This window comes from Candidatus Roizmanbacteria bacterium, from assembly GCA_016700135.1.
Classification (GTDB): Bacteria; Patescibacteriota; Microgenomatia; order UBA1406; family GWC2-37-13; genus UBA1450.
Genome location: CP065004.1, coordinates 43,146 through 57,308, shown reverse-complemented (window position 1 = coordinate 57,308; position 14,163 = coordinate 43,146). Strand labels below are relative to the sequence as shown.

14 protein-coding genes and 1 tRNA gene are annotated in these 14,163 nt (G+C 44.3%); 7 read left to right on the top strand and 8 right to left on the bottom strand.

Annotation, left to right across the window (positions count from 1 at the left end; all coding sequences use genetic code 11):
- Nucleotides 1-52 precede the first annotated feature (52 nt).
- Nucleotides 53-352: a co-chaperone GroES gene (locus tag IPM65_00280; protein QQS44036.1), complete on the top strand. Its 300-nt coding sequence runs from the start codon at nucleotides 53-55 to the stop codon at nucleotides 350-352.
- Between the two features lie 35 nt (nucleotides 353-387).
- On the top strand, nucleotides 388-2,043 hold the full coding sequence (groL, locus tag IPM65_00275) for a chaperonin GroEL (protein ID QQS44035.1): 1,656 nt from the start codon (nucleotides 388-390) through the stop codon (nucleotides 2,041-2,043).
- A 44-nt stretch (nucleotides 2,044-2,087) separates the two neighbouring features.
- On the opposite strand, the gene IPM65_00270 is transcribed toward groL, so the two are convergent.
- The 4 genes from IPM65_00270 to IPM65_00255 form a co-directional block, all read right to left on the bottom strand.
- The gene (locus IPM65_00270) at nucleotides 2,088-4,127 is read right to left on the bottom strand and encodes a hypothetical protein (GenBank protein ID QQS44034.1); all 2,040 of its coding nucleotides are present in this window, start codon (nucleotides 4,125-4,127) and stop codon (nucleotides 2,088-2,090) included.
- 102 nt (nucleotides 4,128-4,229) lie between these two features.
- Nucleotides 4,230-4,406, bottom strand: coding sequence for a hypothetical protein (locus IPM65_00265; GenBank protein ID QQS44033.1), 177 nt, complete (start codon nucleotides 4,404-4,406; stop codon nucleotides 4,230-4,232).
- Nucleotides 4,406-5,005, bottom strand: a complete 600-nt coding sequence (locus IPM65_00260; protein ID QQS44032.1) for a hypothetical protein — start codon at nucleotides 5,003-5,005, stop codon at nucleotides 4,406-4,408. Before IPM65_00260 ends, IPM65_00265 begins: the two co-directional genes overlap by 1 nt.
- Before the next feature lie 28 nt (nucleotides 5,006-5,033).
- The gene (locus IPM65_00255; protein QQS44031.1) at nucleotides 5,034-6,491 is read right to left on the bottom strand and encodes a hypothetical protein; all 1,458 of its coding nucleotides are present in this window, start codon (nucleotides 6,489-6,491) and stop codon (nucleotides 5,034-5,036) included.
- Between the two features lie 132 nt (nucleotides 6,492-6,623).
- On the opposite strand from IPM65_00255, the gene IPM65_00250 reads away from it, so the two are divergent.
- Nucleotides 6,624-6,707 (top strand) — tRNA-Tyr (locus tag IPM65_00250).
- 46 nt (nucleotides 6,708-6,753) lie between these two features.
- Here the strand turns inward: IPM65_00250 and IPM65_00245 are convergent.
- A complete protein-coding gene (locus tag IPM65_00245) occupies nucleotides 6,754-7,173 on the bottom strand; it encodes a hypothetical protein (protein ID QQS44030.1) in 420 nt (139 codons plus the stop codon).
- 612 nt (nucleotides 7,174-7,785) lie between these two features.
- Between IPM65_00245 and IPM65_00240 the strand changes: the two genes are divergently transcribed.
- The 3 genes from IPM65_00240 (at nucleotide 7,786) to IPM65_00230 (ending at nucleotide 9,310) form a co-directional block, all read left to right on the top strand.
- Nucleotides 7,786-8,367, top strand: a complete 582-nt coding sequence (locus IPM65_00240) for a hypothetical protein (GenBank protein ID QQS44029.1) — start codon at nucleotides 7,786-7,788, stop codon at nucleotides 8,365-8,367.
- Between the two features lie 164 nt (nucleotides 8,368-8,531).
- Nucleotides 8,532-8,864, top strand: coding sequence for a hypothetical protein (locus tag IPM65_00235; protein QQS44028.1), 333 nt, complete (start codon nucleotides 8,532-8,534; stop codon nucleotides 8,862-8,864).
- Nucleotides 8,865-9,043: 179 nt separating this feature from the next.
- Nucleotides 9,044-9,310, top strand: a complete 267-nt coding sequence (locus tag IPM65_00230; protein QQS44027.1) for a hypothetical protein — start codon at nucleotides 9,044-9,046, stop codon at nucleotides 9,308-9,310.
- A gap of 78 nt (nucleotides 9,311-9,388) precedes the next feature.
- Here IPM65_00230 and IPM65_00225 read toward each other — a convergent pair whose 3' ends face one another.
- Nucleotides 9,389-10,612: a phosphodiester glycosidase family protein gene (locus tag IPM65_00225; protein ID QQS44026.1), complete on the bottom strand. Its 1,224-nt coding sequence runs from the start codon at nucleotides 10,610-10,612 to the stop codon at nucleotides 9,389-9,391.
- Between the two features lie 93 nt (nucleotides 10,613-10,705).
- Here IPM65_00225 and IPM65_00220 point away from each other — a divergent pair, with 93 nt between their 5' ends.
- Entirely contained in the window at nucleotides 10,706-11,779 is a 1,074-nt protein-coding gene (locus IPM65_00220) for a hypothetical protein (protein ID QQS44025.1), read from the top strand.
- Here IPM65_00220 and IPM65_00215 read toward each other — a convergent pair.
- Together IPM65_00215 and IPM65_00210 are read right to left on the bottom strand one after the other, a co-directional pair.
- Nucleotides 11,773-12,786 (bottom strand): D-alanyl-D-alanine carboxypeptidase, encoded by a 1,014-nt coding sequence (locus IPM65_00215; GenBank protein ID QQS44024.1) that lies wholly within the window; start codon nucleotides 12,784-12,786, stop codon nucleotides 11,773-11,775. The genes IPM65_00220 and IPM65_00215 overlap by 7 nt on opposite strands.
- Nucleotides 12,737-14,140 (bottom strand): aspartate--tRNA ligase, encoded by a 1,404-nt coding sequence (locus IPM65_00210; protein QQS44023.1) that lies wholly within the window; start codon nucleotides 14,138-14,140, stop codon nucleotides 12,737-12,739. Before IPM65_00210 ends, IPM65_00215 begins: the two co-directional genes overlap by 50 nt.
- Nucleotides 14,141-14,163 lie beyond the last annotated feature (23 nt).

The window sequence follows — 14,163 nt, the reverse complement described above, 5'->3', positions numbered from 1 at the left end:
ATGTCTTGAGTAAACAGGTAATTACTATTTATAAGTTAACTATAACAGATTTATGGCAGCTAAAACAAATATCAAACCGATGTTTGATTATGTCTTGATCAAGCCTCTGGAGCGTGAAGAGGTGACAGCATCAGGTATCGTGCTCCCGGATACCGTCAAAGAAAAACCTCAAATGGGAGAAGTTATGGCAATTGGTCCCGGAACAATGAATGATGACGGGAAAACCCTTCCGATGCATGTGAAAGTCGGACAGAAAGTCATTTACAAAAAATGGGGCGGCGATGAAGTCAAGGTCGGCCAAGAAGAATGGCTCTTGACAGAACAGAAAAATATTATGGCAGTTGTTGCCTGATACAGACATTATTAATTAATAATTAAAACTAACTTATGGCAAAACAAGTTATTTTCGGAGATGATGCTCGACAAAAACTTGTCGGCGGAGTCAACAAACTCGCTAAAGCAGTTGTGACAACCCTTGGTCCCCGCGGACGCAATGTCGCACTTGAGCGAAAATGGGGCGGCCCGATGGTCGTTCATGACGGTGTCACCGTTGCTAAAGATATTGAATTAGAAGATCCTTTTGAGAATATGGGAGCACAGATGGTCAAGGAAGCAGCTTCCAAAACCAATGACGTTGCAGGAGACGGAACAACATCCTCAACTCTTCTTGCGCAGGCAATGGTCAACCACGGCATGAAAAACGTCACAGCCGGTGCAAATCCGATGATCCTCAAAAGAGGAATGGATACCGCAGTTGAAGCAGTGATTAAGGAAATCAATAAGATCAAAAAAGAAATTCCGGTAAACGACGTTGCTCAGATTTCACAGGTTGCAACCATCTCAGCAGCCGATGAAGAGATCGGAAAAATGATCGCAGAAGCAATCAAAAAGGTAGGTAAAGACGGAGTGGTCACTGTTGAAGAAGGAAAAGGCCTTCAGATGGAAAGTGAGCACAAAGAAGGTATGGAGTTTGACCGCGGATACGCATCTCCGTATTTTGTCACGAATCCAGACCGTATGGAAGCTGAGATCGAAGACCCATACATCCTGATTACTGATAAAAAAATCTCAACCGTTCAGGATATGCTTCCGTTCCTTGAGAAAGTCGTCAAGGTCTCAAAGAATATTGTCATCATCGCTGATGATGTCGAAGGTGAAGCTCTTCCGACACTTGTAGTCAATAATTTGAAAGGTACATTTAAAGCTCTTGTTGTCAAAGCACCGGGTTTCGGTGATCGACGCAAGGCAATGCTTGAGGATATTGCAATTCTGACCGGAGGAACCGTGATTTCGGAAGATCTCGGAAAGAAACTTGAGAATGTCGATATTGAAGATTTGGGTCGTGCGGACAAAGTCTGGTCTGATAAAGAAAACACCAGAATAGTCGGTGGAAAGGGCAGCAAAGAGGCTTTGAATGCACGAATTGCTCAGATCCGAAAAGAGATCGATTCTACAACTTCAGACTTCGATCGGGAAAAACTGCAGGAACGACTTGCCAAACTTTCAGGCGGCGTTGTCGTTATAAAGGTAGGTGCAGCAACCGAAGTTGAGATGAAGGAAAAGAAAGAGCGTGTAAATGATGCAGTCGCAGCGACAAAAGCAGCTCTTGAAGAAGGAATTGTAGCAGGAGGTGCAACAACATATCTTCAGGCACGAAAAGCCATCAAGGCAGTTCGTGAGAAAATGGGCTCTGAGGAAGAAAAGACCGGCGCAGACATCATCTTCAAAGCTCTCGGTGAACCGATCCGCATGCTTGCACAAAACAGCGGAATGGAACCCGGACGCGTCATGTATCAGATTGAGCAGAAAGATGATCCTGAATACGGATTTGATGCTGTCTCACGTGACTTTGGCTCAATGTTCAAGAAAGGAATTATTGATCCTGCCAAAGTAGTGCGAACTGCTATCCAGAATGCCGAATCAGTCGCAGCTGCTATCCTGACCACAGAAGCGCTTGTTGCGGATATTCCTGAAAAGAAGGAAGAACCCGCAGGAGGAGCCGGTATGGGAGGCATGGGCGGCGGAATGCCCGGCATGTTCTAAGGTAATAAACCGATTAAAAAACCCGCTCGAAAGGGCGGGTTTTTTTATGAGGAAGTATAGACCACACTACAGTTCTCCGGAACCATAATACCGTATTCATCATAAGACACTCCGTCTTTTGTCGATAGGTACTCTGAAATGTGGGAATGCATACCTGCAAAAGCGTCATAACAGACCATTTCGTTGTTCCCGCTTCGGTTCACAATTACAAGTACTTCATCGGCATCAGGATCGTCAGGGTCAGATTCCCGCACATATGCGAGTACGTTGGGATTTCCCGTATTGATAAACCGGATGTTTGCTGTCTGAAGAGCGTGTGATTGTTCCCGAAGTGTTGAAAGTCTCTGCACATGTCCCAGCAACTCCGATTTTGGAGCGGCAGGATAATCCTTCGTGAGGTCCCACTCAAAAGGTTTCCGATTCATCGGGTCAGTGACGATCGGACAGTTGCGGTTATTCATCCCCAGCTCGTCTCCTGACCATAGGCAGGGTGAACCGGGGAGAGTCATAATCATAGTAAGACCGACCGCAGTTTTATCCCATTTGGCTTCGGGATGACCAAGCAGATCATTTAGCCGGATCACATCATGAGTACCGGCATTGTTCATCATGGTTTCGACAACCTGTTTGGGGTGACGGGAGACAAACCATTTGATATAGTCTGCAAACTGATATGCATTCACCGGATACGCACGATCACCTGACAGATGCTGACGGCGTGTGGGTGTGTCACCGATCAGAAAATCGAGCGTTTTCTGCCAGAAGCGGTAATTCATGACGCCGTCAAATTTGTCGCCGTTGAGCCAGTGCGCTTCATTTTCGTTGTCCCAAATCTCTCCGACAATCCATAGTTCAGGGTCAATGGTTTTGACAAGCGTTCTGAATTCATTCCAGAACTCAGGACGGTTGATATCATTGGGGACATCAAGCCTCCATCCGCCGTTTTTCTTTGTCCCGTCCTTTTTTTCTCCGCTCATCATGGCGCTCCAGAAACCTATTACTCCCAGTTTTTTCTGAGCTTCTTCAAGCATTTGAGGATCTTCCAATATTGCTTCTCTCGTTCCGGCATTTTGAATCCGGGTAACCCAGGTTTTCCACTCTTCAGTCTGCTCATCGAGAGGTTTCCCAACGGCATATCCCTCGCCCAAAAAATGGTCCCGTACCCCGGCGCTATGGTGATCCAGCTCTGGAAGAGTGTCATGGCCCCACCAGCCTTTCCAGCCTGTAAGCTTCCCCTCTTGATCAAACTGAAGACCTCGATACCAATCGGTATACGAAGACTGGATCCCGTTTTTTTCAATATCTTGGAAAGCTGTATGAGCGCGACCGGTATGGTTGACTGCAATATCAAGGACGACCGGGATGTGATCCGTCAGTGCATCGAATTGTTGTAACCCTGTCATCTTCATTTCTGCCCGTTCTCGTTCATCTGCTCCGTAGTATTGTGCGTCTGAAAATCCGGCGAAGCGGTGATTTACACTGGTATAATCGGCTGTATTGTATCCGTGTACGGTATCGGACTCAAAGATGGGATTGAGGTAGAGGCCTCCCGCTATGTTTTTTAAGTAGTCGATATTTGCGATGATCCCTTCCAGTGTGCCGCCGGCAAAATTGACATTATCGAAAAAATCGCGATCCTTCCTATTTTGCAGTTCATGCCAGTGTGTCGTTGCCGCTTCACGAATTTCTACATCAGGTGACCATAGGTTGGGATTGCAGAAACGGTCAACCATAATCTGATACATCGGTTTTGATTCCTTCACCCATTGGGGAGTGGGATAGGCATAAGCAGCTGATACTTCCTGAAGGAGGGTCAATAATGCTTCCGTGCGGCGGCGGGAGTCAGGAATAGCCTGAATTTCTTCCAGAGCTTCCTGTACTTCTGCGGGTTGATGTTCTCTTTCGAAACGCACATACTCATCGATATAGCCCTTTTGGATATGCTGGCGATATGTCTCGGGATCGTCAGCGCGCGCTCTGGTACAAGAGAGAAAGAATCCATTTAAGCCTTGAAGACCCGGTTGACCCGGAATGTAATACGGAGGACCTTGTAAAAGAGTTGAAATGTGTTCCGCTGCAAGCATGCAAATGGACAAATAATAACTTGTCCTTTGATATGATCCTATCTTATTACCTGAGTTATTGTCAATACATCATGAAGAGATCTGCGTACCTGAAATGCACAGTTAGTTGAGTTGGAATGAAGGAGTTCCTGAAAAAAGGAACATCAGAATACCGAGTACAACAAGAAGTATGAAAGTGAGAGCAACAACAATAAATGGAAACACAGTAAGCAGTCCGCCGGTAATTGCCGTAAATAATTTTCTCAGATTTTCCAGTATATCTACCGGAGGGTTTTCCATTAGTGTACTGTTGAATTAGAACTCAAACTGTCAATGATATGAGGAAGTTTGGTCAGCGGGAAAAGCTGTTCATCCTCCGCCAGATCTCCGTCGGAATAAATATCGATGGATCCGATTTTCATCTCCACATCGTATTCTCCGATGATATTATCGAGAATGAGAAACACCATATGATACATTTTTTCGTCTTCATCATCCATATCCTCAACATACAGTGAAAGATTAATCCGTCCTTTTTCTTTCTGATACGAAAAGCTGATATCATTCGGAGTCAGGATGAGATCATCAAGCTGGACTTCAAGTTCGGAGACATCTTTTCGCTGTCTGAAAGGAATGATATGCCATCTGTCCAGATCAGGGGCATACTTCACAAGCTCAATAACATCGGAAAAAGCTGATTTCATGCCGTTTGCACTCACGACAAATTCACGCTGTCCTTCCATTTCGGGACCGATTTCAAATACGAGATCTTTGTTCACTTTTTGGAGTTCATTCAACACCTGCGGCAGAAGTTCTTTCTCATATGCTTCATAGTAAAAAAGCCGCTCTTCCTGTTGCTGAAACCATTTCCAAAAATCTTTGTATGTTTGGTCAGTCATATCCAGTTATTGTACCACAGGTTTATCTTTATTTATCGTACGCCTTCAGCATCTCATACGCCTGTTCATATGAGATGATCCATCCTGTAGTCCGTACACTGCGGTAGAAAAAGGAAGTATAGAAATCGCCGAACCGGTTGTATACCTCAGGATATCCGCGATATCTTGAAATATTGAATTCGTATGTTTCAAGATGCTTTGCGGCATAAGTGAGATATTTTTCTGACTTGCCGTATTGTGACAAAGCAATAAGAAGTTTTATGTATTCCATTCCCCAATGGCTCCAGATGACAAGTGATCCGTAGTACGGAGCTCCGATATTTACAGGAAAGTGCAGTCGTTTTTTTCGAAAATCATTGTGATATCTTATCGGAAACGGCTGATCAATCTCATTTTCAATAATATAAGAGACTGCCTTATTGAGATACGTGCGATCTTTAGGATTTTTTACGGATAGAAATCCGGTTTGAAATGCGATAAGCCAATCAGATGAATACCAATTCCCGTCACGTGCTTCATCACTCATGTCTTCCAAAAACAGACCTTCTTCCCGCCAATATTCAGCCAAAATCCGTTTTTTATATACGGCAAGGAAGGCTTCATCATTCTCTATCAATCCAAGTTTTTGTGCCAGCTCCGTTGTTTTCCAAAATATTACATTATCATAAAAGCCTCCATACTTTTTAACGATGTCTTTCGTTCCGGAAAGTAAAATATCTTTTTTTATAAAACCCGATTCGGTATCAAAGACCGTAGCTTTGTACGTATAGTAATGCCTTCTTAAGATTGCTCTATACTCATGCAGCATGTCCTGCGTTGTTTCAGTTGTTGCCAGTTTGTATGGTGTACTTTTTTTAAACGGATATATTTCCTCAAGCGATTTGCTCCCCAGAAGCTGGTCAAAGGCATACAGCAGACTGTATAAAGTATCAGACGGGGTAGCATAAATATTCAGCAATATGACAGAGTTCGGAGTAGTCGGCACGATTGTCGTTGACAACTCTTCTGATTGACTGAAAACATTCAAAGCGTATGCCAGGGTTTTGAGGTAAATTCTTTGACGGTTGAGCCAGTCATCCATATTCAGTGCCGTTCGCGGGTCCAGAATACTGTGATAAAAAATGCCGAGGGATCGGGGATACAGGACACTGAAATGATCTCCCGAGATCAGGTACATATTTTTGGGATCAAACCGTTTCTCATGAATCTCTTTGATAATATCAGCCACGATAGAAGATCGGGTGCGATTCCGTCTTCCGAAGCGGCTTCCTACAATATGCCAGGCTGATTTAAGCATGGAAAAATGTTTCCAGAAAAGATGATAGCGGAGCTTAACCGACCTTATCTTTTTCAGCACCAGCTGATTATCGATTTCATCCACTTTTGAAAGATCTTGTATCAGTGAAAATCTGACGAAAGGATTTGTGAAGTATGAGACGACTGCGATAAGGCAGAGGACAATCAAAGTAATCTGAATATAAATCATAATGAGTCGTGTAGGATAATTTGCTCTATCAAAGGAAGTATATCAGGAACGGATGCCGGAAATCTTGTGCGAGGGTTTGTGAGTCGTTTATACTTTTCTAACTCAGTGTTGAGTGGTATAATAAACGCTTAACCAGGGGTGGCGGAGTGGCCAATCGCAACAGACTGTAAATCTGTCGGGCTTTGCCCTACGGGGGTTCGAATCCCTCCCCCTGGACCCTGAAAAAAAAGAGAGCGTACGCTCTCTTTTTTTTATATAATGATTACTTTTCCCCGATCTTTGTTTTATTTTTCTTATAGTACTCCAGTATTTCGGTGAGCCAGCCGGCGCTTCTTTCAGGATCATTTCTCATATACCACTGTAGTTCAAATCCAAAGTGGCACATTTCTTCAATTTTTGTTTCTTTCGTGAAATCGTATGATTTTTCTGAAGTCATCCATAGTTCTCCAAGAAGAACGCAAAACATATCGAATGAGATATGATAATTAACATAGTCACGGACGATAGCAAGAAAAACAAATTCTTTCTTTGAATATGGATCGTTATCAATGAGAAGGTAATGAGATGTAACCTTAAATTCTGAAAGATACATGTTGAAATGAACTTTAATTCTGTCTTCATTTTGTACTGTCCAGTGTTTTTGATCAATATCCTTACCTGGTTTTTGTCCGGAAATATGCATATTGGTATTATAGATGATGAAAATGAGAGGGAGAATTACTTCTCCCCCTCAAGTTACCTTGCGATTACTTGATACTATTCACCTCTGAAAGTAGCACCAGGAGGTTTTCTTCCTGCTTTTGTACCACCTTCACTGTGGGTAGACCAATGTGCATCAGTTTGTCCTGGATTATTCCAGGAAAGATGCCCTTGATCAGGCCAGAATACGGATGTATGACCTTGCATGCTTGTAGTTCCACTAGGGGCAGGTTGTCCGTCAACCAAAGCATCCAAGTCAAAAACTCGACCACACGGAGCGACATAGATATTGGCCATTACGCCATTCCTTTCTATTCATATACGTCAAAGTTCGGAGCGAAATATCTTACTGGAAATCGCAAGGCAAGAAGTAAGATAATCAGATTTACTGAGGCATGTTACGGTAATCTGATTAGAACTTTATATATCGAACGATCTTGATATTGAATGACAGGTTTGTCAATATTACTGACAGTACTCCCTTTTTAATAACAGTAAGTATATCCTATAATAATTGACTTTTTACCTTTAATTTAATTTAATATCCCATTCTGTAGGGCCAAATATGGAATAAGCATTCTGTATGGTATGCCCTATGAACAGTGCAGAGACGTTTCGGCTACTATCTGCCGAAAGGCAGTTTATCTATAACCATCTGAATTCAAGAGAGGAGGCTATCGTGGATGATGATCGGGATAAGTCGTGTGGTGAGATGACTGTAGATGCAGTATTAAAGGCTGTTGCCAATGCTGTGGCATTACTCATTGTCATTGGTGTTATGGCCTTATGGGAGTTCGGAATAAACCCGAACAACAACTACAGCGTCTATGCAAACGGCGACACCGTGTATTCGGTCGCCGGAGTCAAGTGTGAGGATCAGAAGATCCGGTGGAACTTCCAGATGGGTGAGATGTGGTACGGCAACGATAAAAACCATGTCCGTCTCCTCGTTTGGGTACAAAATGCACCGGAAGATGAACCTTCACGAGTTCAGGAAATTGAGGTTGCAGAACGCAGCTCTCTGTATCTTGAAGGCTGTGAAGGCAAGAGTGAAGAGGTCGCGTACTTTTGGAGCATTGACCGCACAAAGCGGGAAGTGCATTTGAGAGTACGCAAATATGAAATCGCAGAATCCCGGTATTACATCATCCCAAGTATGGAAGGAGAAGGAAAATGAACAACCGCAATGCCTTCATGATCTTCGTAATCCTGCTCAGTATTCTGGTCGCTTGTGTCAGCTCAGTTGCGAACCTTGTGTCGACGCAGATTCTCCTCAGCTTGTTTTTCACCTTGTTGATCATCCTCGGTCCGCTCAAAATCGGCGAGGACAGTTTCGACCTGGTGGATAAGTACATTGATGGGATTATCGATCGAGGTACAAAGCTCCACTGGCTTTGGCATCTTGTCTACAGCGGCATGATCGGTTTGATCTGTTTCGTCGTATGGCCGGCAGTTGCCGTGTTTCTCATCGACAACGATCATCTGATGCTTCGCGAGTGGTACCAGTACTACCAGTACCTTGACCGTAACCCGTCGGGCCTCTCCTCATACCCGGTCTATGCTATGGAGTTTGGGTATCTGGCACTCGGCACATCAGTCCTTGGGTATGCCATTGAAGGCGTGATTGTCACGCTCAGTGCCTGGGCCAAAGGCAGAATGAAGCGAGGTGCCTGATGGCATGGAAGAAGGAAGAATCAGAGGAAGATCTCAACTGGGCCAGCTGTTTGAAGGCTCTGCTGGATCTCATCCGCATACTGATTTATGTTGCAATCGGCATTTGGTGGGTCGTCGAATTCATCTTCAACCCAAACAGAAACGTGAGTACGTATTTCCTGGCAGGGCACACGTACGGCATGGCCGTAAAATGCCAGGAAGAGTACCAGCGTTGGGAACTCAGGGTTGATGCGATCGAAGACAGCGCCACCGTGACCCGTCGCCAAGTAAGTCTTGATGGAAATCCGACCGGCGAAGAATCGGTTGAGATCTCCGAAAAGAACGACCTGACATTTCCCTGCAGGGACGAAGAAGTCGTTGCCGGGCTGGTCTGGTCGATCGATCCTGAGGAAGGAATTCATTTCCGTGCGCCGCGTTCATTTGAGATCTGGGAGATAGAGAAGTAGCTGAAAACGTTTGAAGCAAGATGAGCGTCCGGACGGTGCCGACAGGTACCGGAAGGACGCTTTTCTTTTAGGAAAAACTTACTTACTAACCAAAAGTATCCCAAAGGGAGTATTTCTTCCGGGGCCGACGATATATCGTCCGGAACTCCAAAGGGCAGTCGAGCCGCCACTATCCAGATTGAGTGAACTTGAGATTCCGAGAGTCTGGAGGACATGTGCCATCTCTGCAGCAGATACATTATGTACGACACCGATATATACGGTACTGCCTGTCGTGCCGATAAAACTTCTTGATCCCTTTCCTGACCGTTTCGGTTCTCCGTCACCGCCAAATACCCGATTACCGTTCAGAGTCAGAAGCGGCTGACTGGCAATGACAGAATCAACTCCTGTATCTCTGCCCCATTCCTGAGAAGCCCCCACAAACCGTCCGGAATTCCCGGAAAAAATAACGGCAGGCACTGTGCTGTATACATTATTGTCGGAGTTGAAGTAATATTTATTTTTATTCATCAAAAGAGTATCAAAAGAATTTGCTTTTCCGGCACAGCTCGGATAGGAAGCAGGGCAGAAATACGGGCCGTTGATCCCTGCAAATGCTCCGCTTCTTGCTGCATAACTTCCCAGTGAATCAACGGGACAGTTGTCACGGCAGTCACTCTCGGAGGCCGTATCAACAATCACTCTTGTGTTGTTCAGGTCTGCAGAAATAATATCGACCATATAGGTGCCGACGGAAGTTTCAACGGATTGACGGCTGTATCCTGATGAAGGCGGAACATTATTAACAGATACACTTGAAGGAATAGTGAAGGAAGATGATATCTCTGAGCGTTCCGCTATGATTGATTTGTTCAGTGATGCCAGATTTGCCTGAGCAGATGCGTAGTTAAGCTTTGAAAGGAATGTTAAAATTTCAGCGTATGATTTTTCGAACTCCGCAATTTTCTTATCGGAACTTTTTGGAGCGGTTTCTTTCAACTGAACCAGTTCCTCATATGTTTCGACTGCGGCTGAAAAGGTTTCATTTGTTTGCTCAAGTTCATTTTGAAGTTTTTCGTTTCGTACATACTGATCTTCTTGTTTCAAAGCAAAAAGATCCGAACCTACTTTTTCAAGCTGTGTTTCGAGTTCGTGAATCTTTCTATCTTTTGTTTTGATTTCGTTGTTAAACCGGGTAGTTGTCTGATAATACTGCCAGCCTCCGCTTAAAGCAAGAGTTATGATTACTACTATAAAAATAATAGGTTTGAGATTTTTCGGCAGATGTATTTTGGGTACAGAGAGTTTTAGCCGTGTCATTATGTTTTGATTATACAGACATTGTGAATGTGTACTCAAGTAAGAATGAATGATGACCTTTAGCTCCTGTGAGCTTTCTGCTATCATGAGTACATGACACTTACTGAAGTCAGTTACTACACCAGAAAATTTGCACCTGTCGGGATCATTACAGGTCTTGTTATTCTGATTTTTGTATTTGGTTTCAGGCTGCTTCTTTTGTATTTAGAAATACAATCAACTGCTCCGAAACCTGTAGCCGATACGACACCAGTTGCGACAGATCAGATCTTCGGACCTATCAAACGTCCTCAAATCACGGATGCAAAGCCGTCTTCAAACTATACGTGGGTGCTTGATACTCTGGACGGTACTCCGAATGTCGATGAAGCAACATCTGCTGCTAATGTCTATTTCGTACCTCAACAAACTGCAACGTTCGGATTTCTGGCAAAAATATATGCGATGGCAAAAGCTGCCGGAATTGATACCGATATTATCCAGCATCAGCTGCAGGATAAAACGGCAGTATTTGATGACGGAGTCAGGAAGATGTCTATTGATATCAGGACGTTCAACTTCACCTATGATTATAAGGTGACTGATGCGGACAATGTCGATACGGTAGTTGACCCGAACCTTGAATCCACGGTAGTCTCAGATGCGACGGCATTTCTGACAAATGTCGGGCGGTATCCGACGCCGCTTTCTCTCGGAGACAAAAACGTCATATATATGCGTCTGGATCCCACGACACGGGAGGTCGCAACTCTCAACAATCCGGCAGGATCCAATATGGCAGAGGTAGACTTTTTTCCCGAAGATATTGACGGGCTTCCCGTTGTAACTTCCACTTATTACAACAGTCCGAATTATGTTTTGTTTCTGACCGGAGGAGATGATAACCGACCGATACGGGCGAGAATCTCATACTTTGAAATGTCTCCGGATCAGGTCGGGCTCTATCCGCTCAGATCGGCACAACAGGCATGGGACGATCTTCAAAAAGGGAAAGGAATGGTGGTTTCGGCAGGTGCAGCAAACGGTGAAGTCAAAATCCAAAAGGTATTTATGGCATATTATGAACCGGATACATATCAGGAATATGTTCAGCCGGTATATGTCTTCTTAGGAGAAAACCGTGTTGTGGCATACGTTACAGCGGTGGCAGATGAAGCTCTTCAATAAGCCGAAAGCGGAGGATCGATATACGTCACATTATTTTTTATCCAATCAACCAGAACTCTCGTATCAAGGAACCGGTCATCACTTTTCATAACGACAATGATATAGTCATGTCCGTTGTGCCGATAAAAGCTGACAAGGTTTTCTCCGGCAGCTTCTGTGTATCCGGTTTTCAAACCTCCCAGCCCCTGAATCTCACCCAATAGCTTGTTGACGTTCGTCAGTGTATGGAAAGTATTGTAATCTACATCTGAGATGATGATTTCCTTGGTTCCGACCATTTTGCGGAGATACGGGTTTTTCAGGAGTTCACGTGCTGCGATACTCAGATCAAACGGAGTTGTTTTTTGCTGGATGTTATCAAGTCCTGCAGGATTGGTAAAGTGAGAGTTTTTCATCCCGAGTGTCTGTGCCTTATTGTTCATTTCTTCAACGAAAAAGCGGAAACCTTTTCCGTCAGCAAGGGCATAGGCAGCATCATTTCCGGAATGAACGAGTGCTCCGTACAGCAGATTTTCAACCGTAATTTTTTCTCCCGGAACAAGCCCCATGACCTGGCCTTCGATATGCGGCTGATTTACCGTCACGATGTCCTGAGCGCTATAAAGATCATTGGCAACAAGGGCGGTAATGATTTTTGTAGTTGATGCCGGGAAAAATTCAGCATGTTCATTCTTTTTATAAATGGGGGTAAATGAATCATATTCGACAATATAAACACCCGCCGCTGTCACATAGGGAGGGAAGGATTGGCTGACTTGGGGTATGGGATGGATGGTATATTGTTCCGTTGTTTTCAGTTCGGCAAACGTTTCTCTGTTGTATGCCAAAAGCTGAAAATACGGATAGTCTCCGGGATAAAAAAGGGTCAGAAATGTGGCAAACAGGAAGAAAAAATAGAATCGAAATGGCACGATTACACGGTTAAAAGTTAATAATGGCGAGATAACAGATATCTCGTTATTCTTTATTGTCCACGGAAATACCCAGTTCTGCAAGCTGTTTTTCATCAACGACGGAAGGCGCGTCCATTACTGCCGTTTTGCCGCTCGAACTCATGGGGAATGCAATTGCTTCCTTGAGAGATCGCTCGTTTTTCAAAACCATGACATGACGGTCTATCCCGAGGGCGATTCCGCCGTGCGGTGGAGTTCCGTATCTGAAGGCTTCAAGCATGTGTCCGACACTTGCTTCAGTTTCCTCTTTTGAGTAACCCATTGTTTTGTATGTTGCTTCCAAAATTTCAGGTTTATGTGCTCGGATGCTTCCCCCGCCTGCCTCAAAACCGTTACAGACAAGATCATACTGTGTTGTCATAATCCGATCAATATTCACACCCTTCATATGCCACTCGAGATGTTCGGGTAGCGGCATACTGAACGGATTGTGTGTGAACGTCCATCCGCTTTTTCCGTCTGCGACTTCTGCTTTATCCTCGGTGTCAACTTTCTTAAAGAAGGGAAAATTTATGACCCAGGCAAAAGCGAGGACTCCGTCCTTTTTCTCCTGTTCAGTTCGTAAATCAAATTTATCAGCACCGAATTGCTTCATGGCATCTGCATAATCAAATACAGGGAACGTGTCTTTCTGGAGTTTGCCTCCGACTGCTTTGACGGCATATTTGACGATACTTTCTACGGTCTGCATGACATCATCGCGGCTGACGAAACTCATCTCAAGGTCAAGCTGAGTATGCTCAAATCCGCGATCGGCTCTCAGATCTTCATCTCTGATGCAACGTGCAAACTGAAAATATCTTTCAACACCGGCGACCATCAGGAGTTGTTTGTACTGCTGAGGTGACTGCGGTAGTGCATAAAATTTCCCCGGCTGCAGTCTTGCGGGGACCAAAAAATCACGGGCCCCTTCTTTAGTGGATTTCGTAAGCATCGGAGTCTCAACTTCGGTAAATTCTTTCTCGTGCAGTGCTTCCCGAAGAGCATGAATATAATCTGATCTCAGCTTTAAGGTTTCTCCCAATCGTTTCCTTCTCAGATCAAGATAGCGGTATTTGAGACGAAGTTCTTCATCGATATCATATCCTTCCGAATCAAGCGGGATAGGCGGAGTTTGGGCTTTGTTGAGAATTTCAAATCCCTTAACTTCCATTTCAATAGTGCCTGTCGGTATATTCGGATTTATCAGACGTTCGGGTCTTTTCTTGATAAGACCTTTCACAAGGATTACTGATTCAGGGGTGAGTTCACGGAGGCTCTCATCACCGACAGCCTGGAGTTTGCCGGTCCGGTCCCGAAGATCGATAAAAATAATTTTTTTGTGATCGCGCTTGGTATCAACCCAACCATACAGTTCTACTTCTTCATCAATATGGTCAAGAGTATCAATGACTGAGAGTTGTTTCATATGAAGGGATTATACCAAAAAAG

Bases quoted from the DNA above. Each gene is read 5' to 3' on its own strand.
- IPM65_00280 (QQS44036.1), top strand. From the start codon at position 53: ATGGCAGCTAAAACAAATATCAAACCGATGTTTGATTATGTCTTGATC.
- groL (QQS44035.1), top strand. From the start codon at position 388: ATGGCAAAACAAGTTATTTTCGGAGATGATGCTCGACAAAAACTTGTC.
- IPM65_00270 (QQS44034.1), bottom strand. From the start codon at position 4,127: ATGCTTGCAGCGGAACACATTTCAACTCTTTTACAAGGTCCTCCGTAT.
- IPM65_00265 (QQS44033.1), bottom strand. From the start codon at position 4,406: ATGGAAAACCCTCCGGTAGATATACTGGAAAATCTGAGAAAATTATTT.
- IPM65_00260 (QQS44032.1), bottom strand. From the start codon at position 5,005: ATGACTGACCAAACATACAAAGATTTTTGGAAATGGTTTCAGCAACAG.
- IPM65_00255 (QQS44031.1), bottom strand. From the start codon at position 6,491: ATGATTTATATTCAGATTACTTTGATTGTCCTCTGCCTTATCGCAGTC.
- IPM65_00245 (QQS44030.1), bottom strand. From the start codon at position 7,173: ATGCATATTTCCGGACAAAAACCAGGTAAGGATATTGATCAAAAACAC.
- IPM65_00240 (QQS44029.1), top strand. From the start codon at position 7,786: ATGAACAGTGCAGAGACGTTTCGGCTACTATCTGCCGAAAGGCAGTTT.
- IPM65_00230 (QQS44027.1), top strand. From the start codon at position 9,044: ATGGCCGTAAAATGCCAGGAAGAGTACCAGCGTTGGGAACTCAGGGTT.
- IPM65_00225 (QQS44026.1), bottom strand. From the start codon at position 10,612: ATGACACGGCTAAAACTCTCTGTACCCAAAATACATCTGCCGAAAAAT.
- IPM65_00220 (QQS44025.1), top strand. From the start codon at position 10,706: ATGACACTTACTGAAGTCAGTTACTACACCAGAAAATTTGCACCTGTC.
- IPM65_00215 (QQS44024.1), bottom strand. From the start codon at position 12,786: ATGAAAAACAGCTTGCAGAACTGGGTATTTCCGTGGACAATAAAGAAT.
- IPM65_00210 (QQS44023.1), bottom strand. From the start codon at position 14,140: ATGAAACAACTCTCAGTCATTGATACTCTTGACCATATTGATGAAGAA.